Origin of the sequence: Xenorhabdus poinarii G6 (assembly GCF_000968175.1) — a bacterium.
Lineage (GTDB): Bacteria > Pseudomonadota > Gammaproteobacteria > Enterobacterales > Enterobacteriaceae > Xenorhabdus > Xenorhabdus poinarii.
In genome coordinates this window covers 188,869-209,376 of record NZ_FO704551.1, presented here as the reverse complement: position 1 = coordinate 209,376, position 20,508 = coordinate 188,869, and the positions used below count along the sequence as shown (strand labels likewise).

Below are 20,508 nucleotides of genomic sequence, written 5' to 3'. Positions count from 1 at the left end.
ACATGAAAGGCCAACTACTTGATGCCATCCCCTTAACCACTCTGCGTGGTGTTGGAACCAGTCAGGTCACCAAACTTGCCAAATTAGGGTTGGTCAATCTACAAGATTTACTTTTGCACTTACCTCTCCGCTATGAGGATCAAACCCGTCTGTATTCCATTAATGAATTACAGCCCGGTATTTATGCCACGGTAACAGGTCAGGTATTGCGCACTCATGTGATTTTTGGGCGGCGGCGCATCATGACCTGCCAAATCAGCGATGGTACTGGCATATTGACTCTGCGTTTTTTCAATTTTACAGCTGCCATGAAAAATAACCTGGCTGATGGAAAACACATTGTTGCCTATGGTGAAATCCGGCGCGGAAATCAAGGGCCAGAGATCATTCATCCAGAATATAAAGTCCAGCAGCACGCTGATTCGGTTCAACTACAAGAAACATTAACCCCCATCTATCCCACGACCGACGGTGTGCGCCAAACCACGCTGCGAAAGCTCATCGAACAAGCACTGGAAATATTGGACACTTGCGCCATTAATGAGTTACTGCCGGCAGAGTTCAGCCGGAATCTCATCAGCCTGCCCAACGCGCTGCACATATTACATTATCCCCCCCCGGATATTTCTCTGACTGAGCTGGAAAATGGCCGACATCCTGCCCAACGCAGGTTAATTTTGGAAGAGTTGTTGGCACATCATTTGAGTATGCTGGCGGTCAGAGCCGGAGCACAACGTTTTCACGCCCAACCACTTACAGCCGATGATTCACTAAAACAGCAATTCCTGAGCCAGTTACCCTTCTCCCCAACAGGTGCCCAAGCCCGTGTCGTTGCAGAAATAGAACATGATTTAGAAAAAAATGTTCCCATGATGCGCCTGATACAAGGGGATGTCGGTTCGGGGAAAACATTGGTGGCAGCACTGGCAGCTGTCCGTGCCATTGTTCACGGTAAGCAAGTGGCATTGATGGCGCCCACCGAACTGCTGGCAGAACAACATGCCAATACCTTCCGTCAATGGCTTGAGCCACTCGGTATTCAAGTTGGCTGGTTGGCCGGTAAACAAAAAGGTAAAGCGCGTCAAGCGCAGCAAGAAGCGATAGCAAGTGGCCAGGTGAACATGGTGGTGGGCACTCATGCCATGTTTCAGGATCAGGTCAAGTTCGCCGGATTGGCGCTGGTTATCATTGATGAGCAACACCGATTCGGTGTACATCAACGCCTCGCCTTGTGGGAGAAGGGGCGCGAACAAGGCTTCCATCCCCACCAATTGATCATGACCGCAACGCCGATTCCGCGTACATTGGCAATGACCGCCTATGCCGATCTGGATACCTCTATTATTGATGAATTACCACCAGGGCGAACACCTGTTACAACCGTTGCTATCCCTGATACCCGCCGCAATGACATTATCCAACGCATCAAAAACGCCTGTTTGGATGAAGGGCGTCAGGCTTACTGGGTTTGTACTTTGATAGAAGATTCTGAAGTTTTGGAAGCGCAGGCAGCTCAAGTGACCCATGAAGAACTGGTACTGGCATTACCTGAGCTAAAAATTGGCTTGGTGCATGGACGAATGAAATCAGCCGAAAAACAGGCCATCATGGCGGCCTTCAAGCAAGGTGAACTCCAACTGTTGGTTGCCACTACGGTGATCGAAGTCGGGGTTGATGTGCCCAATGCCAGCCTGATGATTATCGACAACCCTGAACGCCTCGGATTGGCTCAGTTACATCAGCTTCGTGGCCGTGTCGGTCGTGGTGCCACGGCCTCACACTGTGTCCTGCTCTATAAAACTCCACTGACCAATACAGCCAGAATTCGCCTGCAAGTATTACGGGACAGTCATGATGGTTTTGTCATTGCTCAAAAAGATTTGGAGATCCGCGGGCCGGGCGAATTATTGGGTACCCGCCAAACGGGTAATGCCGAATTCAGGATCGCGGATTTATTACGAGATCAAAATATGCTGCCCGACGTTCAGCGTATTGCGCGCTATCTCCACCAGCACTATCCTGAACATGCCAAGGCATTAATTGAACGCTGGTTGCCGGATAGTGCCCAATATAGTCATGCGTAAACGCCAACCTCCAAATAATCAGGTGGAAAAAACCGTCAGGATAAATAAAAAATGCCGCTGAACATGTCAGCGGCATATCGTCAATAGATCAACAAGTTAGTTATGAATTCGCTAACCAGCTATCGTTGGAAATATGGGCAGCAACAAATACAATTTGATGACAGCCGCATTCACGATATCAATAAAGAACGCGCCCACCATTGGCACGAGTAAGAATGCCACATGCGATGGCCCAAAACGGTCAGTAATCGCTTGCATATTAGCGATAGCCGTTGGCGTTGCTCCCAGGCCAAAACCACAGTGACCGGCTGACAAGACGGCGGCATCAAAATTTTTGCCCATAATGCGGTAAGTGACAAAAATAGCATATAAAGCCATCACCACCGTCTGCACGGTAAGGATGATTAACATAGGCAGCGCAAGGGAAGCCAACTGCCACAATTTCAGGCTCATCAATGCCATAGCCAGGAACAACGACAAACTGACGTTCCCCAAAACCGAAACCGCTCTGTCAAATACCCGATAAAAACCCAGGAAGGACAGCCCATTACTGAGAATCACACCCACAAACAGAACACAGACAAAGGTTGGTAATTCAAAACTCGTGCCTTCTAGCTGATTCTCAATAAAACGTCCCACCAACAAACAAATGGAGATCATGGCAATGGTTTCCAGCATCACTAATGGCGTGATAAGCCGGCCAGTATAAGGCTTCTCAAATGCTGTTGGGATCTCATTTTCTTCGACTTCCAATCCGGGTGTTTGGGTATTTTTTACCAGTAACCGGGCAACCGGGCCGCCAATCAGCCCACCCAATACCAGGCCGAATGTCGCACATGCCATCGCTACCTCTGTCGCATTTTCAAAGCCATAACGCTCTGCAAATACTTTGCCCCAGGCCGCTCCGGTTCCATGTCCACCCGAAAGGGTAATGGAACCTGCCAGCAATCCCATCAACGGGTCAAGGCCAAGCATTTTCGCCAATGCGATACCCACGGTGTTTTGTACCAATAACAGGCCAACCACCACGAAAACAAAAATAACCAAAAATTTTCCGCCTGCTTTCAGGCTGGCAAGGTTAGCGTTCAGGCCAATTGTGGCAAAGAACATTAACATGAGGGGTACCTGGAGGGATAAGTCAAAACTGACTTCCCAACCCATGGATTGTTTCATCGCCAATAAAACGAAAGCAACGAGTAATCCACCTGCGACCGGCTCAGGGATCGTATATTTTTTAAGGAATGGGACTGATTTTACGAGCTTTCTTCCTAGTAACAAAACCAGTGTGGCAGCAACAAGCGTGCCATAAATATCCAGATGATACATTCATGTACCTCATATATTGTTAAAATTATGTAAAGTCAATGTGACGTTATAATCATCCTATAAGAACGCCAAGAGCAGGTAAGGGTTGGATTAGAAAGAAATTCGCTCATAAACACAAGTTAAAACGTTTAAAAATGTGACTCAATAAAGTTCTGTTCTATTATGAAAATTCAACGCAAACGATTGCTTTAATTGTGCAGATCATTAAAATCGCTCTTTTTTGTCCATCTGGAATTTCACAACATGGTCAATTTACCCCGTGAATCCGATTCATTCGATGTGCCTCATCCATCAGACAATGAACTTATCTATCAACTGGAAGCAAAACCCCCACTACCACATGCCATATTTGCGGCTTGCCAACATTTACTGGCCATGTTTGTGGCCGTCATTACGCCAGCGATGTTGATTTGTCAGGCGTTAGGACTGCCTGAACAAGATACTCAACGTATTATCAGTATGTCCCTGTTTGCCTCTGGCTTAGCATCACTGATTCAAATTCGCTCCTGGGGGCCAATTGGCTCAGGCTTGCTTTCAATTCAGGGCACCAGTTTTAATTTTGTCGCTCCACTTATCATGGGGGGGCTGGCATTGAAAAATGGGGGAGCTGATATTCCAACCATGATGGCAACCTTATTCGGCACGCTGATGCTCGCTTCAACGACAGAAGTGCTACTCTCACGTGTACTGCATTTAGCAAGACGGATTATTACCCCTTTAGTCTCCGGGATCGTGGTGATGATTATTGGCTTGTCGTTAATTCAAGTTGGATTAACGTCAATAGGCGGCGGTTATTCTGCTATTCAGAACGGTACATTCGGCGCCCCCGAAAACTTACTGTTAGCGGGGATTGTTCTTGGTGTGATCGTGTTGCTCAATCGCCAAAATAACCCTTATCTGCGCATCGCCTCCCTGGTGATTGCCATGGCAGTCGGTTATCTAGTGGCCTGGTACATGGATATGCTACCCCTCTCAGCCCCCAAAGAAGAGAGGCCAATCATGTCGATTCCATCCCCATTTTATTATGGACTGTCTTTTGATTGGCATCTGTTAATCCCACTTATTCTAATTTTTATGGTGACCTCGCTGGAAACAATTGGCGATATTACAGCAACGTCGGATGTCTCCGGGCAGCCTGTCAGCGGCCCTCTCTATATGAAACGTCTCAAGGGTGGCGTGCTGGCAAACGGTCTCAACTCCATGGTTTCCGCGGTGTTCAACACGTTTCCGAATTCTTGTTTTGGTCAGAACAATGGTGTGATCCAGCTTACTGGCGTTGCCAGCCGCTATGTGGGTTATATTATTGCTTCGATGTTGATGATATTAGGATTGTTCCCCGCCGTAGCGGGTTTTGTTCAGCATATTCCCGAACCCGTTCTGGGAGGCGCAACGATTGTGATGTTTGGCACCATCGCGGCCTCTGGCGTCAGAATCGTTTCCCGTGAGCCACTTAATCGCCGTTCTATTATGATTATCGCACTGTCTCTGGCCGTTGGGTTAGGCGTCTCTCAACAACCGCTGATTTTGCAGTTTGCCCCTGATTGGGTGAAAAATTTACTCTCTTCAGGCATTGCCGCAGGGGGACTGACGGCTATTCTACTCAACCTGATTTTCCCTCAGGAAAAATAACCTTTATTTTATCTGCATTTTCCCTCCGGCGTTATCCGCAGGAGGGATAAATCATGTTTTATCTGAATCACCTATTGAGTGACAACCCGTTTTACGGCATAAAAGAGTTTCTATTGGAAGGTTAAGCTGAGGTGAAATAATGAGGTGGTTAGGGAAATCGTTTGTTGCTCTTCTATTATTGCTGGTTTTAGCAATCATCGTTATCTATGCGGTTATTCAGACGCATTGGGGAGCCAAACAGTTAAGCCAATGGCTCAACAAACAAGGGCATTATCAAGTCAGCATCGACAGCATCAGCCATAGCTGGTTACAACCGGCGACCTTAATCGTTAATCATGTTGATATTCGTGACACACAGGGGCCTTTCTCTCTCACCGCCGAAACCATTTCTCTCGATTTCAAATGGCCGCATTTACTGTCTCTCAACAACCTCCACCGGCTGACATTGCAACAAGGCGCGGTGACATTGTCCGGCGCCTCATTTCCTTTCCCCTTACAGGCGGATATTCTGCAACTGAACCAGATGAACGTTCAGCTAGATAATGCCAATACGCACATTCAGGGAGAAAATATCACGGGTGGAATGACGCCCTGGTCTCCTGATGTGGGTAACGTGTTTGGGCATGGAAAATATCAATTCAGCGCCAGTACATTCCGTTTCAACGGTATCCCGGTTGAAAATTTGGTAATACAGGGCCATTATCAGAATCAAACACTCACTATCGACTCTTTCGGCGCAACATTTTTGCGCGGCTTCCTGTCGGGTAATGGGCAACAACGACCCGACAATAGCTGGCATTGGAATAATCTTCTGATCAGTGACATTCGCTGGCAAACGCCGATGACGCTAAGCGAGTTAAAGAAAAAAATCAGCCAGCTTCCGGCAACATATGTCAACGATCTCAACATCACCAATGCCAAGCTGCAAGGACAAAACTGGTCTGTCGATTATCTGAGCAGCACCATGAAAAATCTGGGATTGGTCAATGGCAGCTGGGAGACCAACGATGGATTGATTGACTTCAATGTGATGAACATGACGCTGGACAATGAACTGTTCAGCGACACGCTTGGAAAATTCCGTTTTTCAGGGGACATTTTCGCTATTGATAACCTGACCACCCATTATCAAAAAGGCTTGTTCAATATCCAGTCTGAATGGGATCGTAAAAATCGGCTGCTGACCCTTAAAAACAGCTCTGTGACGGGTCTACTTTATGTGCTGCCGTCCACATGGCTCAATGCGATCAAACAACCGGCGCCGGAATGGATTTCAGGTCTAAAACTTCATGATATTAATATCAATAATACGCTACTGATTGATACCAATCCTGATTTCCCGTTCCAGCTCACAACCCTGACTGCGCACATTGACAATATGGATATCTTAAAAAATGGCCAATGGGGATTATGGCATGGCCAGGCTTCTCTGCAAGCGGCCGCAGGGACATTTAACAAAATCGAAGTCGCCCGCCCTTATCTGCAACTCCATGCCATGGATAACAAAATCAGCATTAATAAATTGAATAGCTTTACCGGTGAAGGGCTACTGCAAGCGACAGGCACCATTGAACAGCACACCACTCAAATGCCTTTTCATCTTAGTTTCAAAGGGATGAATGCGGATTTCAGGATCTTGCCACAATGGGGTTGGGTGCCACTCAATATGCAGGGAGAGGGCAATTTTTCACTCGCCATTACGGGGGATCTCTCTGCTGACAATGTGAAAGAAACCATTAACGGCACATTAGTGGCAGAAAACACATCATCAGAAAAAGAATCACAATCTATTGAGCAAGGCTTGATCTCAACGAGTCGCTGTATTCCAACCACACCTTCTTCCGTCGATAACCCTGAAGCTCATCACGCAACAACAGCCCCTCACACCGAGGAACATCAAACCGGAGAGAAGCAAACCTGCGCCAAAATCAGGTTGTAGCAAAACGCTCGGGAGGCAGGACAATATAAGTACCGGTGAACACGCTACCTACGCCGTGTTCACCGCTGACCTGCACTTCCACTTTTACCCGCGCTTTGTTGCCACGGGCAAGACGGGCAAGATCGCCGCTCATGTTATTAAAATCTGCCGTTGCACTGGGACGCCCGGTAATCGGCTGCCGATAACGAATATTGGCATCGACCAAAATGATATCCCCCCCCAATTGGCGCTCCTGTAGCAACAACCAAATCAATCCCCATGCCGTTAATGTGGCCTGAGAAAATAAACTACCGGCGAAAATCGTCTGGTGGGGATTCTGGTTTCCTGCTTCTGGCATCGTGGTGATAAAACGTTGCCCGGTATATTGGACGATCCGCAGCCCCATCTTTTCACTTAACGGAATTTGCTTATACCAGGCTTGTTGCAACTCTGCGCACCAATCAGGGCGGTGCAAGATATCATCAAGGCTCATGATCGGTTTAAACATGAGATAATGATTAATCTGTGACGTTTTCGCCCCATTGATCAATCCCCGATTTTGAAAACCCAATTTGTCGAAGAAATTAACGGCTTCTTCCCGTGCGCTACAAACAATGCGTTTCACACCTTCCTGCCGGGCGACAGACTCCAGTGCCATCGCAATCAGTGTTCCCAATCCTTTTCGCTGCACATTGTGATGGACAGCCAGAAAACGGATAGCGCCTTCATTGTCCGCATTGATATATAAACGCCCAACAGCAAGCGGCTTACCATATTCATCCACCACCATTTGATGATGAGCCATCGAATCGTAACCATCCTTTTCTGATCCAATGGGCTGATGGAGCGGCTTACGCAACATCTCCCAACGAAATTGGTAATAGGTTTCCAGCTCTTGTTCTGTTTGAGGTACTCTCAGATGGTACATAAATACAGCCCCTTCTCTTGTCGTGATTGTGTCGTCAGGGAAACGTATGCAGCACGCTATGGTTTATTTTATTTTTTTCAATGCATTATGTTAAAAGCATGGTCTTAACGGTATCGTACTGAAAGGCGGTCTTATGATGAACAATCACGTCGTTGTCATCTTTCATCCCGCTCATACTTGCAACCAGAACGTCACTGGCCCGTCATTGGTTAAACTGACCTTCATATCGGCTGCAAATTTTCCCATGTCTGTTTTTACACCTGTTTTACGGCACTGTTCAACAAAATAGCGATAAAGTTCATCGGCTTTTTGCGGTTCAGCACCACCAGAAAAGCCGGGTCTTAAGCCTTTCTGTGTATCCGCCGCCAATGTAAATTGGGAGACAACCAACAAGCTCCCTTCGGCCTGCTGAACATTCAGGTTCATTTTTCCCAGTTCATCACTAAATACCCGATATCCCATCACCTTGTCGCATAAACGCTGCGCTTTCTGCGGCGTGTCGTCTTTTTCAACCCCCAGTAACACCAGCAGCCCTTGCCCAATTTCGCCAATCGTCTCACCTTCAACAACTACCTTTGCCTGTGTTACCCGCTGAATCAATGCGATCATTTTTCTTGCCTGTTATCTGTTTAGTCATCGGTATTCGGTTTAACTATCTGTATCAGATAGAAAATCACAGATACGAAATCCATGTATATGATGTTGTTCTGCTGGCTACAATTGAAATCTACCGGAGGTATCAATAGCGATAAATTATGCAGCAACCACAAAACGGCTTCCCTTGCCCACGGCTGAAATCCCGGCAAGGAAATGCGTTAATTTTTTGAGGGAATTGAGAAATCATGTGTCTTAAAATAATCCGGGATGACACGTCGGTCAGCCACATGAATTGCATGGATACCTGATTTTTTCGCTGCTTCAACGTGTTCTAAAATATCATCAAAGAATATGGACTGATCCGCAGTGACACCTTCTGCTGCAAGCACATATTTAAAAATATCAGGATCCGGTTTACGCATTCCCAATGCTTGAGATAAATAAAGACAATCTGCGGATGCTGCAATTACAGGATAATGCACTGACCAATACTCAAAATGCAGACGGTTCGTATTTGACAAAATAACCACACGATGCCCTTGGGCACGCAACTGGTTCATTAAATCAATCACGTCTTTCCTGACATCAATAAATATTGCATGCCAGCCTTCCGCAAATTGCTCAAAACTGAGTGAAACATCCATTTCATCACACATTCTTTCTACAAATTCAGCATCACTGATTTGCCCGCACTCATGTTTTTCAAAAGTATCCCCTAATGAAAATTTCGCGGTCAGCATTGCCAGCGGTGTCCCACTCAGATTACTCCAAACGGCGAGCGCTCTTTTAAAATCAATATCAATAATCACGTTACCCATATCGAAAATATACAGCATAACCCCTCCTGACTAACGCGCACTATTTAGTACTTTTATCATAATTTTGTGAAGAAAAAAGGAGGAGAAGACAAAAAATAAGCGGATCACGTTACTGATGATCTATTGTTGAATGTATAACTGACTGTTCTAACAGAAATTCAAGGCGGGATAATAAAATTACGGCAGGGATCGCATAAAAAAACTCAGGGCACCGAAGTACCCTAAGCTCGTCAACATCAATCTGCCATCAGGTAAAACATCACGCAGAAATTAAATTTCTTTGTTACGATTTGCGCGACGACGATCATTTTCAGTCAGATGACGTTTACGCAGGCGAATTGACTGTGGCGTCACTTCGACCAATTCATCATCATCGATAAACTCCAGAGCCTGCTCCAGGGTTTTCTTAATATGTGGGGACAGGGTTGTTGCTTCATCCGTTCCTGACGCACGCACGTTAGTCAGTTTTTTACCCGTCAGACAGTTCACTGTCAGGTCGTTCGAACGTGAGTGAATACCGATGATCTGGCCTTCATACACTTCAGTACCGTGACCGAGGAACAATTTACCGCGTTCCTGCAAACTATACAGTGCATAAGCAACCGCTTTGCCCTGACCGTTGGAAATCAATACCCCATTCTGACGGCGACCAATCTCACCCGGACGGATGTCATCATAGTGGCTGAATGTTGCATACAGCAGACCCGTACCGGAAGTCATGGTCATAAATTCAGTACGGAAGCCAATCAAACCACGGCTTGGAATAACGTAATCCAGACGAACGCGGCCTTTGCCATCTGGCAGCATGTCACGCATATCACCTTTACGCTCACCCAGAGCCTGCATCACATCACCCTGATGCTGCTCTTCGATATCCAAAGTGACCTGCTCAAATGGCTCTTGTTTGCGGCCATCAATTTCGCGGAAAATCACTTTTGGACGGGAAACCCCCAGTTCGAAACCTTCACGACGCATGTTCTCAATCAGAACAGACAAGTGCAGCTCACCACGACCAGATACACGGAATGCGTCTGGATCTTCAGTTTCTTCAACACGTAATGCAACGTTATGAACCAGCTCTTTTTTCAGGCGATCAAGGATCTGGCGGGAAGTGACGTATTTACCTTCACGGCCACAGAATGGAGAGGTATTAACACAGAAGTACATACTGACGGTTGGTTCATCAACGGCCAGTGCTGGCAATGCTTCAACCGCATTAACTTCACACAGGGTATCGGAGATGTTCAAATCACCCAGACCCGTAATTGCGATGATATCGCCGGCTTCTGCTTTATCTGACTCGATACGATCCAGTCCCAGGTGGCTGAAGACTTTACCGACTTTACCGTTACGGGTTTTGCCTTCGCTATCGATAATAGTAATGTTCTGGTTTGGTTTTACCGTACCGCGTTTGATACGACCAATACCAATCACACCCACATAGTTGTTGTAATCCAGCTGTGAAATTTGCATCTGGAATGAGCCTTCAAGGTCAACTTTAGGTGGCTCAACATGTTCAATAATAGCCTGATATAACGGCGTCATATCTTCGGCCATTTCGGTATGCTCTTTACCTGCGATCCCCATCAGTGCAGAAGCATAAATGATTGGGAAATCAAGCTGTTCATCGGTTGCGCCCAGGTTGACGAACAAGTCGAATACTTGATCCACAACCCAATCAGGGCGGGCACCCGGACGGTCAACTTTGTTGATAACAACGATCGGTTTTAAACCGTGAGCAAACGCTTTCTGAGTAACGAAGCGAGTCTGTGGCATGGGGCCATCCATCGCATCAACCAGCAGCAAAACACTGTCTACCATTGACATTACACGTTCAACTTCACCGCCAAAGTCGGCGTGACCCGGGGTATCTACGATATTGATACGGTAATCATTCCACTTGATGGCGGTGTTTTTCGCAAGAATGGTGATGCCACGCTCTTTTTCCAGATCGTTGGAATCCATCACACGTTCAGTCGTTGTCGCACGCTCATCAAAAGTTCCTGACTGTTGCAGGAGTTTATCAACCAGCGTGGTTTTACCATGGTCGACGTGAGCGATAATGGCGATATTTCTTAAGTTATTAATTGACAAGTATTTTTACCGTTTTAGCTATTTGAAAGAATATTATATAAATGTTGCGTAGCAGAATGCCGTTACATTCATCTAATACAAATATGCTGCTATTTTACACGTTATGGCTAGAGAGTGAAATAAATGTGAGGTGCATCACTCTGAAAGTTTGTTTGTCGGGGGAATGGGGGGGTTGGATTGCCGACCGGACGGACAAGTCAGAAACGAAATTTTCACAATAAAAATAGGATGTTATGCTTTCAAACGGATAATTTCATCCCATCCGAAAAAGTCATGCTTTTTCGTCAACGGCGACCAACATGATTTGGTAATTAAATTGATGTCAATGGTCAGTTTGTTGACATATGACACCATATCGGGATAACCCGGCAAAACCATCCGACGCAATTCTGGTACTGTCAAACCAATTTGCCAATATTTTATTGGCGTATTTATGCCGACCACATGTAGTGGCTGACACTGAACGACAAAATTTATTGAATAACAAATCTAAGGTTCAGGTAACTCTTTAATATGTGATTATATATATTTATATGCCTGAATTTATAGTCATTATATTCAATAAATATCCTGATAACATTTTTTCATCGAGTGATAACTATTTATCATTATATTTCATCATATTTGAATAATATTCTATGCACTGAAATATCTGGTATGGAACGAAAAAGCCACCTTTACAAAAAATAATAGATAGAAAAAATCCGATATATTTATCATAAAAATACACATAATGAAATATTAACTATTTTATCTATGAGGTTTGAAATGGACGGAACAGCACAATCACAAACAAACGTAACATATTCTTTAGGGGAAAATGGAGATCTTATCATTGGGCAAACATTCCCACTAACCATTAAAATAACGTCAACATCACTTATAGATCCTACAGCATCTATTATAATTAATAATATATCAAAAAACATTCATATTAAAGACTATATCCCAATCAATTCATCTGTTAGCATTCCTCTTATAAACAGCCCGGATAATAAAAGTGCTTCAGTCACCATTCTATTTTCTGTTGAAAGCACCACAAATTATGGAGAAGATATTACATTTGATATTAGTGCAAAATCCGTTGACGGTTTCATCGATCGTCAATATCGACGTCAGGCGAAGGATATTGACTATGACACATTAAATCTCATTGTTGATAATGTATATTTAACATCGCCATACTCTAATACTGATCCAGAAAGTGATTCAAAAACCGCAGTACACACTGTCATACATGACAAAAAAAATAAAAATGCCCTGTCTGATGTGCCTATATTTATATCATCAATGCAGGAAAGCAAGATAAAACTCTTTGATTATTTTGATGCTAATGATCAAAATCCTATACCTATTATTACACTTAATTATCAAACAGGTCTTTTATTACATTCAGATTCCGAAGGGAAAGTCTATTTTAATATTCATGCACAAAAATTATTGTCAGGAAGAATACAGTTAGTGTCTACTATTCCAGGCATTTATCAGCAGGGTTATTCTCAGCCTATTTATGCAATTTATGGCGGCCCGCCTGTCGATTTTGAACATTCCACCCGATTTCCAAGTATTGTGGGGTATTACCCTCCCGGCAATTTAACTTCTGATGGCCAGAAAAATTTTCTTGTTACAATAGGTGAATATAGCAAGCCAAAAGCTGGTGATGTTGTTTTCTTTCTCGTAGCGAAGGGGGATGGTAATGCTAAATATTCGGGTTATTCTAAAACGATTGAAGATATACAAAATGATATAGGAACGCCCAGCATCCATGTCCCTTATCAAATATTTGAATATGGAGTTTTATCTCATTTTTCTTATGTTATCGTCAGAATATCAGGTGATTCATTAACATCCATGTCTCTGCCATTAACTTATATGGGAGGAACACCATATATCCCTGACGAAAGAGTAAACAGGGATTACCAAGCTTGTATTGTTTATACCAGTCTTGGAATCTCCCAGCATACAATTATACCAAACCATACTATAGTCAACTTAGATTCTATAACTCAGTATCCAGGTGGTGAAGGAACTGGATTATTTATTCAAATATTGGGAACTGACGATCCTACAGAAGGTAGGGTGCCAGTAGGTACTCAAGTAACCTTAACATCATACATTAACTCGGGAAATGTTAATAAAATTATCTCATACCCACCAACTGAAGTCAAAAAGCAAAAGGATGATACCTTATATGCAGAAATTCATATTCCTTACGATGATCTCTATAATATTCAATCTATTGATGACATTGAAATGGGAAATATCAAGTTTACCTATGAGTTTACATATAAAGGGAAAAAATCATATAGCAAAATTTGGTCAGCAGAAATTGAAACTGTTCCTGCGAATGCACCTGACGACGATAATAATTAATTGATATATTCAGGTTATCATACAAATGGTAACCTGAATCTTCCAAAATAACGATGGTGCACTTACTTATTTGGATAGCAGATTGACTCCTGTTACGTCATAAATTTAAATTCAAAACAAATAAGTTATCAAATAATAACTTATTTTTATTGGAAATATCATTTTAAAGCACTTAACCTACCTCAACCTATAATTACATATTAATTGATACATCTAAAAACTTGAGGTGATTGCATGAATAAACAATCAATAGAAACAAAAAAAATGGATTTTTCTTTAAACCTGGATGCCGATTTAATAAAAGGGCAATCTTTTCCATTAACTATCACATTAAAATCAACAACAGCGATCACAATGGCTATACCTATAATAACGTTTAGCAATCTAAAAAATATTGTTACCCTCAATAGGGATATTGCTTTAACTTTCGATGAAAATAAACTATCTGCAACTATAACTGTTAGGCTATCCGTTAATAGTAAGATACCACCGGGTGATAAAATAATATTTACCGTTAGTACAAACGTACCTGGTTTTGAACCTGTGTCATTTCAATGCACACCAAAAGACATTGATCCTGAAACATTAATACTTACTGTTGACAACAAATATCTGGATTTGCCATCGACACCACCTACTGCAACAGGTGGACCTTGTCCTGCCAAACCAGGCTCTACTTACTGTACAAAAGTACATACTGTCATAAAAGGTTCGGATCACCAGCCATTATCAGGTGTTCCTGTATTAATCACTGATAATGTAGCCGGTAACTTAAATAAATTTCTAATCTTTGATTCCACATCTAATCAGGTCGTTACACCAACAATAGATAAAGGTGTTGATAAACTCTATATCAACTCAGATAGCAGTGGAAATGTCGCATTTTATCTTTATTCATGAGAACTTGTACCAACAGTGCTTCATTTATCTTCTGTGATTGAAGGCCAAGAATCTACTTTCTATCCTATACCTGCCACCACACCTGTTTACACTATCGGTTCTAACATCATATCGCTGGATTATCTACGGTGGCCAGATATTGACGGTTTTGAGTCAGGGGACTTAATTTCTGATGGTGATGATCATTTTTGGGTTAAATTAACAAAATATGACAATGCACAAGAAGGCGATATAATAGTCTTCTATATCGGCACACAAAGGACCGAACATACTCTGGTAATCCAAGACCCTGATAAAGATTTAGGTCATTATAATATTAAATTACCTTATGATATGTTTCCACGTGGTAAATTTGTCTTATTTAAGTATATTGTCATCTTGAAAAATGGGACTATAGAAGTTTCAATTCCTAAACCATTAACTTATCAGGGAGGAGCAAATCCTAAGCCAGACCCAGACGTTGTAAGAGATTATTATCCATGTATAGTTTATACCAGCCTTGGCCCTGCTTTAGGGGAGTCAGTACCGGCAGGTACTTATGTTAATTATGACAACCTCAAGTATTATCCAAATAGCTCAGAACCCGCAGGTTCAAGAACAGGTTTGAATATTGCAATAATGCAATAATGCAATAATGCAATAATGCAATCTGATACAGATAAAAGTGCCGTGCCATTAAATGCTATAGTAACAAAATTAACCGTATATATAGCTACATCCGATGGTGGGAAAGATAATACCGGCAAGTTTAAGCAATCCTACCAACCAAACAAAGCACCATATATCGATGCTAAGACTAATACAAAGTATATAATGACGCATATACCTTGCAGTGACCTAATTAACTATCCTGCAGGAACGCCAGGCACTATTCAATTTGATTATGAAGTGTCTATTGGGGGTAATATAAAGCATGGAAAGGTTTGGAAAGGTTTAGTTGACACGAGGGTCAATACAACAATGCCTTGTTTTGAACCAAATGCAACCATTTAAAATAATGGTAAATTTATTCACATTGTCGATGAAAGTCTAACGGAATAGACTTTAATTGTGTCCTGACCAAGGAACCCGTTTGTTGGCGCTAGCATAAACGCTTACCAGATAGAGGGTCTTCACGATGATACAAGCCACATAATACGTTGCCATCAATGGCAATTAACTCCCCTTTGAGTCAATTGATGAACTGACTGCATCCAATTGATAAAAAATGCTTTATCTACTTATCCGGCAATTGGACTGTTCAACTGGAATACATCTATCAAGCTGACGTAAAACACACCATCGTGCCTTACATAATAACTTTTAATTATCGTCTGATAACTATCCTTCATGAAAATAGTAAAAATACTTTCTAATATGGGAGATCAGGGGGATAGTCTGTTCTTTTTTACTGAATCAGCAAAAGAATCAGACTATTAACGATAATTGGATGTGTTTGGGGTACTAATATATGTCATCATATATTCGTAATATCATTGGTTTTTTTATTTTTATTTATGCGTTACTGCTGCCTTCTACGCTAATGAATGCCTTTGCCGAGGATCATTTAACTACTGGCGGCATATACACCAAAGCAGAAAATAATAAAGATAACGTAGATCTTTTTGTTAATGAATCAAGTAAAAAAAGAATTCATGACAATACCAATGAGACCTCAAAATATGGTACGCCGCATTTCATCGCCAGAAATCTTCAAACTGTCGGCAATATTCTATCATCTTCCCCTGCAGATTTGACTGAGCAAGCTAAATCCTATGCTTTAGGTAAATTCAACAGCACCATCACTTCTGAAGTACAAAAATGGTTATCGCAGTTTGGTACTGCCAGAATCAATTTTGGTCTGGATAAAAAAGGAACCCTGGAAAATAACGCCTTAGAGCTATTGCTACCGCTTTATGACAATAAAACGGACTGGCTGCTTTTCTCTCAATTCGGTTATCGAAACAAAGACAGCCGGAATACCATTAACGTGGGGCTGGGCGGACGTTATTTTTATCAAAACTGGATGTATGGTCTGAATACCTTTTATGATCATGATTTAACCGGTCAGAATCAGCGTCTGGGATTAGGGGGCGAAATTTGGGGAGACTACATTAAACTCTCAGCGAATACCTATTATCGTTTAAGTGACTGGCAACATTCACAAAATTTTAAGGACTACCATGAACGCCCCGCCAATGGATATGACATTAACGGTGAGTTTTTTCTGCCTGCTTACCCCAATCTGGGCGCTAAACTCACCTATGAACAATATTTCGGTGATAACGTTACCTTATTTAATCGTGATACCAAACAGAAAAATCCAAGTCTGGCTAAATTGGGCTTAACTTATACGCCGATCCCACTTTTAACAATGGGAGTGGATTATAAACAAGGTGAAAGTGGTCATACTGAAACGCAGTTTTTAGCTAATTTCAATTATAAATTGGGCGTACCTCTTAGTACGCAACTATCGCCAGAAAATGTGGCTTCAATGCGTACATTGGCAGGCAGCCGTTATGATCTGGTGGATAGAAACAACAATATTGTGCTGGATCATATTAAACAACCCATTATTCAACTGTCTATACCAACTACTTTAACCGGTTATAGCCACGAAGAAAAAACGATATCAGTGACAAATCAGCCTGATAACAAAATTAACCTGCAAGAGAATAAAGAGTTTATAAAAAATGGCGGAAAAATAGTTGCTCAAGGAAACCAAGTCGCCATAACATTTCCGACATATCAATTTGGGAACGGGGAAACCAATAATTATCCGATTCATTTCAACATATTTGAAAATAGTACTGCAAAAAACACATCTCACAATGGAATATTCACCATTATTGTCAGACCATTTGTCGTAAAAGAAAAAGAAGTTAATCCGACAAACACATTACCTGCTGATGGTCAAAAAGTATATATCTTTACCCCTGTGATAACCTACGATGCCGTGGGCAACCAGCCTTTAGCACAAGTTAAATTTAACAATGTTCAATGGACAACTGAACCGAAAATTGATGAAAAAGAATCAGGCTTACAGTGGGGCAAACCGGAAAAAACAACCCAAACCAATGATAAAGGACAATTGCAAGCAGCTTTAATGAGTTCCAAGCCGATCAAAGATGTAAAAGTATTCCTGCAAATGGATGGAATGCCTAAAACACAAGTGGGCACGGTCAGTTTTGGGGAAGATACTTCACGTTTTCAGATAAAAACCATAGAAATTTCACCAGACAATCTAACAGAGCCTTTAACCGCGGATGGGGTGCAGACTTATACCTATAAAGCGGTTGTCTTCGATGGAAATAATAATTCAGTCCCTCCCAACACATCCATCGCCGATATCAAATGGGATCACAATCATAAAGCGATCTCGACGTTGAAATTAGTCCCTAATGGAGATAAAACCGATAGTGAAAGTCAATTAACCGCAACATTGAAGAGTTCTGAGCCGGTAGATAATGTCATTGTGACGCTTTCGATTGAAGGACATCCAGAAAAATCAGCCAAAGCCGTTTCTTTCAAATCTGCACAGATTCAATTAACACACACCCCTTCAGGTCCGATACTGGTCGGTGAAGAATCTACAATCACGGCTGAAATTAAAGGTATGGATGGCCAAAACCGAAAAGGCTTACACGTTAATTGGACGCTTTCAGGTGACTCACCTAAAGTGCTCAAGCAGGACACGACAACTGATAGTGATGGTAAAGCCACAATGACACTTACCAGCACGGTGGAACAAGTAATAACAGTAAAAGCGTCCATCAATGATTCTAATCCTTCGCAAACTGAAGTAGATTTCAAATGGCCATCAATTCAGGATGTGACCTTAAGCGCAGATACCCCCAATGGAACCATTCTCCCCGGGGGAGCATATAAATTTACAGCAACCCTATTTGGTGCTGATGGCCGTACTCACTATACGGGAACAAATATTCCCTTTAAATGGCATATTGAATCACCAGCAAATCCAAACAATGAGGGTTTATCTTTATCACCAGCCGGAGAAGTAAAGGCGGTCTCTGATGGCATATTAAACGCAGAATTAACCAGCACAAAGGATAAACCGGCTGTTGCCGATGCTAAAATCTGTCTGACTGTTGTTGATGCTCCTCAATCACCAACCACTCATAAATGTGTAGATTCAATTAATTTTAAATCTCCACCAGTGGATTTTGAGATTAGCAGTGTTGAAGTTTATGCTGTTGAGGTCAACGGTACTGAACAACCCTTTGATCAGAAAAAACCTCTGCTTGGTAATGGTGCTGACAAATACAAGTACAGGGCATTGATTACAAAAAAAGGAAGTAAAGGCCAAGCAAAAATTCCAAATCATGCATTTAGTGATGTAGAATGGACACGCAATCAGACCCAAATCGACTATAAATACTTACCTAAACCTGACAGAACATCACTAAAAACAGATGGTGATGGATATTTATATGCAACATTAGACAGTTATGTTGGGGTTAATGATGTCACAGTAACATTGACGATACCGGATGAATTATCCGGTAATAACCCAAAAGATAAGGATGCTGCTAATCAGGTTAGTTTTGAACCTGTATCTAAACAGGCAATCATGTTTATTTATAATAAAAATAACCTCAAAAAATATAGATATTTTACCACCGAATACCACCCAGCCAATGTTATTCCAGACATAATAATTGGGAAGTTAGGAGAAGATACTTCAGGACCCTTTGATGAAAGTAACGATGATGTTTATTACGATTTGAATCCTGATCAGAACAATTTTTTCCCTAATATAGTTAAACTCGGGCAAGATCATAAAGGGCCTATGATTTTTACTGGGCCATGGGGAAAAGCAACAATAACAGCGAAAGTGACAAAAAAAGATGGGAGGATTTACGCCTATTATTATCGAATCAATATCAAACAAACAATTACTTATTCTTTTAATTACGGTATAAAATCTCCCCCTCATCGAGGTTATCATACAATTAATGACGACACGAAATGTGAAAATTATGGTGGCTTTATAACCCCTAGAGTTGAGGACTTTCTGAAAGAAGGTGGAGAATATCAAGTAGATTCTGAATTTGACAATCTTTTTGATTGGGGTCTTTTTTATGGTCATGAAGGTGATATAGATAGATTTAATCCTAAAAAACCCATTAAATACAAACTGACAAGTGGAGGATATCCAAATTTTGTTATATTTAATCCTCTAACTGAAACTTATTCTATGGATCCCAACGACATAGGGTTCGTAATTTGCACTTATCATTACACTAACCAGGACGTTAAATCATTGTAATGCTGTTTTTCAATATAAATAACATCCTCAAAATAGAGTTATACTTTGAAAAAGGTATAACTCTATTCATAGCAAGAATTGAAGGCAATACGTACCCACGTTATGAACGAATGTCATAGTTCCCTCCCCAAAGCAGCTTCAATAGGCAATACTGAATATATCAGCAGAATATGAAGAACAGTGTTCAATAGAACAAATTAGTTCAATTGACTTGCAAGGCGCTTTTTTCAAATATTGTTTCTCCCCTCAATCACCTGATTCAGGGCAAAACAGTGCAGCGATCTCCAGTGTTCAACAGCTAACTTCAGGAGCTTTTGGTCGTGCAAACTGCTGAGCCTGCTAATTGGTATACTGTGAAAAAAATCACCTTTCACCCTTCGGTATCGGCAAAGAATGATACAATAATACAGTTACCATAATGATAGAGAAACTATCTATCTTGCTGACAGGAAGCCTTTAAAAAATATTTAATACTCATTCTTCAAACAGAAACTATTTTTAGTCATCAATTTATGGATGAAATTAATTTAAAAGTTCGGTTTTATATTTAAATACATTATATTGTTGCAGGA

Annotated in this window: 14 protein-coding genes; 8 read left to right on the top strand and 6 right to left on the bottom strand. The window is 41.9% G+C overall.

The window, feature by feature from the left end:
- The first annotated feature begins 2 nt into the window (after positions 1–2).
- Positions 3–2,084: an ATP-dependent DNA helicase RecG gene (gene recG, locus XPG1_RS00845; RefSeq protein ID WP_045957403.1), complete on the top strand. Its 2,082-nt coding sequence runs from the start codon at positions 3–5 to the stop codon at positions 2,082–2,084.
- 111 nt (positions 2,085–2,195) lie between these two features.
- Here recG and gltS read toward each other — a convergent pair whose 3' ends face one another.
- Complete coding sequence (gene gltS / locus XPG1_RS00840; protein WP_045957402.1) at positions 2,196–3,410, bottom strand: sodium/glutamate symporter; 1,215 nt, start codon at positions 3,408–3,410, stop codon at positions 2,196–2,198.
- 243 nt (positions 3,411–3,653) lie between these two features.
- On the opposite strand from gltS, the gene XPG1_RS00835 reads away from it, so the two are divergent.
- A complete protein-coding gene (locus tag XPG1_RS00835) occupies positions 3,654–5,039 on the top strand; it encodes a nucleobase:cation symporter-2 family protein (protein ID WP_045957401.1) in 1,386 nt (461 codons plus the stop codon).
- 139 nt (positions 5,040–5,178) lie between these two features.
- On the top strand, positions 5,179–6,978 hold the full coding sequence (locus tag XPG1_RS00830; protein WP_045957400.1) for an AsmA family protein: 1,800 nt from the start codon (positions 5,179–5,181) through the stop codon (positions 6,976–6,978).
- Here the strand turns inward: XPG1_RS00830 and fabY are convergent.
- The 5 genes from fabY to XPG1_RS18170 form a co-directional block, all read right to left on the bottom strand.
- The gene (gene fabY / locus XPG1_RS00825; RefSeq protein ID WP_045957399.1) at positions 6,968–7,885 is read right to left on the bottom strand and encodes a fatty acid biosynthesis protein FabY; all 918 of its coding nucleotides are present in this window, start codon (positions 7,883–7,885) and stop codon (positions 6,968–6,970) included. The two genes, XPG1_RS00830 and fabY, sit on opposite strands and share 11 nt — an antisense overlap.
- Positions 7,886–8,056: 171 nt before the next feature.
- A complete protein-coding gene (gene dtd, locus XPG1_RS00820) occupies positions 8,057–8,494 on the bottom strand; it encodes a D-aminoacyl-tRNA deacylase (protein ID WP_045957398.1) in 438 nt (145 codons plus the stop codon).
- A 206-nt stretch (positions 8,495–8,700) separates the two neighbouring features.
- Positions 8,701–9,318 (bottom strand): glucose-1-phosphatase, encoded by a 618-nt coding sequence (gene yihX, locus XPG1_RS00815; RefSeq protein WP_045957397.1) that lies wholly within the window; start codon positions 9,316–9,318, stop codon positions 8,701–8,703.
- Positions 9,319–9,570: 252 nt separating this feature from the next.
- Entirely contained in the window at positions 9,571–11,394 is a 1,824-nt protein-coding gene (gene typA / locus XPG1_RS00810; protein WP_045957396.1) for a ribosome-dependent GTPase TypA, read from the bottom strand.
- Between the two features lie 231 nt (positions 11,395–11,625).
- A complete protein-coding gene (locus XPG1_RS18170; protein WP_157879409.1) occupies positions 11,626–11,796 on the bottom strand; it encodes a hypothetical protein in 171 nt (56 codons plus the stop codon).
- A gap of 366 nt (positions 11,797–12,162) precedes the next feature.
- Between XPG1_RS18170 and XPG1_RS00805 the strand changes: the two genes are divergently transcribed.
- The 5 genes from XPG1_RS00805 to XPG1_RS16905 all read left to right on the top strand — a co-directional run bounded on the left by XPG1_RS00805 (position 12,163) and on the right by XPG1_RS16905 (position 19,936).
- Complete coding sequence (locus XPG1_RS00805) at positions 12,163–13,767, top strand: hypothetical protein (RefSeq protein WP_045957395.1); 1,605 nt, start codon at positions 12,163–12,165, stop codon at positions 13,765–13,767.
- 234 nt (positions 13,768–14,001) lie between these two features.
- Positions 14,002–14,667, top strand: a complete 666-nt coding sequence (locus tag XPG1_RS00800) for a hypothetical protein (protein ID WP_045957394.1) — start codon at positions 14,002–14,004, stop codon at positions 14,665–14,667.
- Positions 14,668–14,682: 15 nt separating this feature from the next.
- Positions 14,683–15,294, top strand: coding sequence for a hypothetical protein (locus XPG1_RS00795; RefSeq protein WP_157879408.1), 612 nt, complete (start codon positions 14,683–14,685; stop codon positions 15,292–15,294).
- Positions 15,295–15,309: 15 nt separating this feature from the next.
- On the top strand, positions 15,310–15,660 hold the full coding sequence (locus XPG1_RS00790) for a hypothetical protein (protein ID WP_045957392.1): 351 nt from the start codon (positions 15,310–15,312) through the stop codon (positions 15,658–15,660).
- Positions 15,661–16,117: 457 nt separating this feature from the next.
- Positions 16,118–19,936, top strand: coding sequence for an inverse autotransporter beta domain-containing protein (locus XPG1_RS16905; RefSeq protein WP_052708208.1), 3,819 nt, complete (start codon positions 16,118–16,120; stop codon positions 19,934–19,936).
- Positions 19,937–20,508: the final 572 nt, after the last annotated feature.

Coding starts and splice junctions, on each gene's coding strand:
- recG (WP_045957403.1), top strand. CDS start 3: ATGAAAGGCCAACTACTTGATGCCATCCCCTTAACCACTCTGCGTGGT.
- gltS (WP_045957402.1), bottom strand. CDS start 3,410: ATGTATCATCTGGATATTTATGGCACGCTTGTTGCTGCCACACTGGTT.
- XPG1_RS00835 (WP_045957401.1), top strand. CDS start 3,654: ATGGTCAATTTACCCCGTGAATCCGATTCATTCGATGTGCCTCATCCA.
- XPG1_RS00830 (WP_045957400.1), top strand. CDS start 5,179: ATGAGGTGGTTAGGGAAATCGTTTGTTGCTCTTCTATTATTGCTGGTT.
- fabY (WP_045957399.1), bottom strand. CDS start 7,885: ATGTACCATCTGAGAGTACCTCAAACAGAACAAGAGCTGGAAACCTAT.
- dtd (WP_045957398.1), bottom strand. CDS start 8,494: ATGATCGCATTGATTCAGCGGGTAACACAGGCAAAGGTAGTTGTTGAA.
- yihX (WP_045957397.1), bottom strand. CDS start 9,318: ATGCTGTATATTTTCGATATGGGTAACGTGATTATTGATATTGATTTT.
- XPG1_RS00805 (WP_045957395.1), top strand. CDS start 12,163: ATGGACGGAACAGCACAATCACAAACAAACGTAACATATTCTTTAGGG.
- XPG1_RS00800 (WP_045957394.1), top strand. CDS start 14,002: ATGAATAAACAATCAATAGAAACAAAAAAAATGGATTTTTCTTTAAAC.
- XPG1_RS00790 (WP_045957392.1), top strand. CDS start 15,310: ATGCAATCTGATACAGATAAAAGTGCCGTGCCATTAAATGCTATAGTA.
- XPG1_RS16905 (WP_052708208.1), top strand. CDS start 16,118: ATGTCATCATATATTCGTAATATCATTGGTTTTTTTATTTTTATTTAT.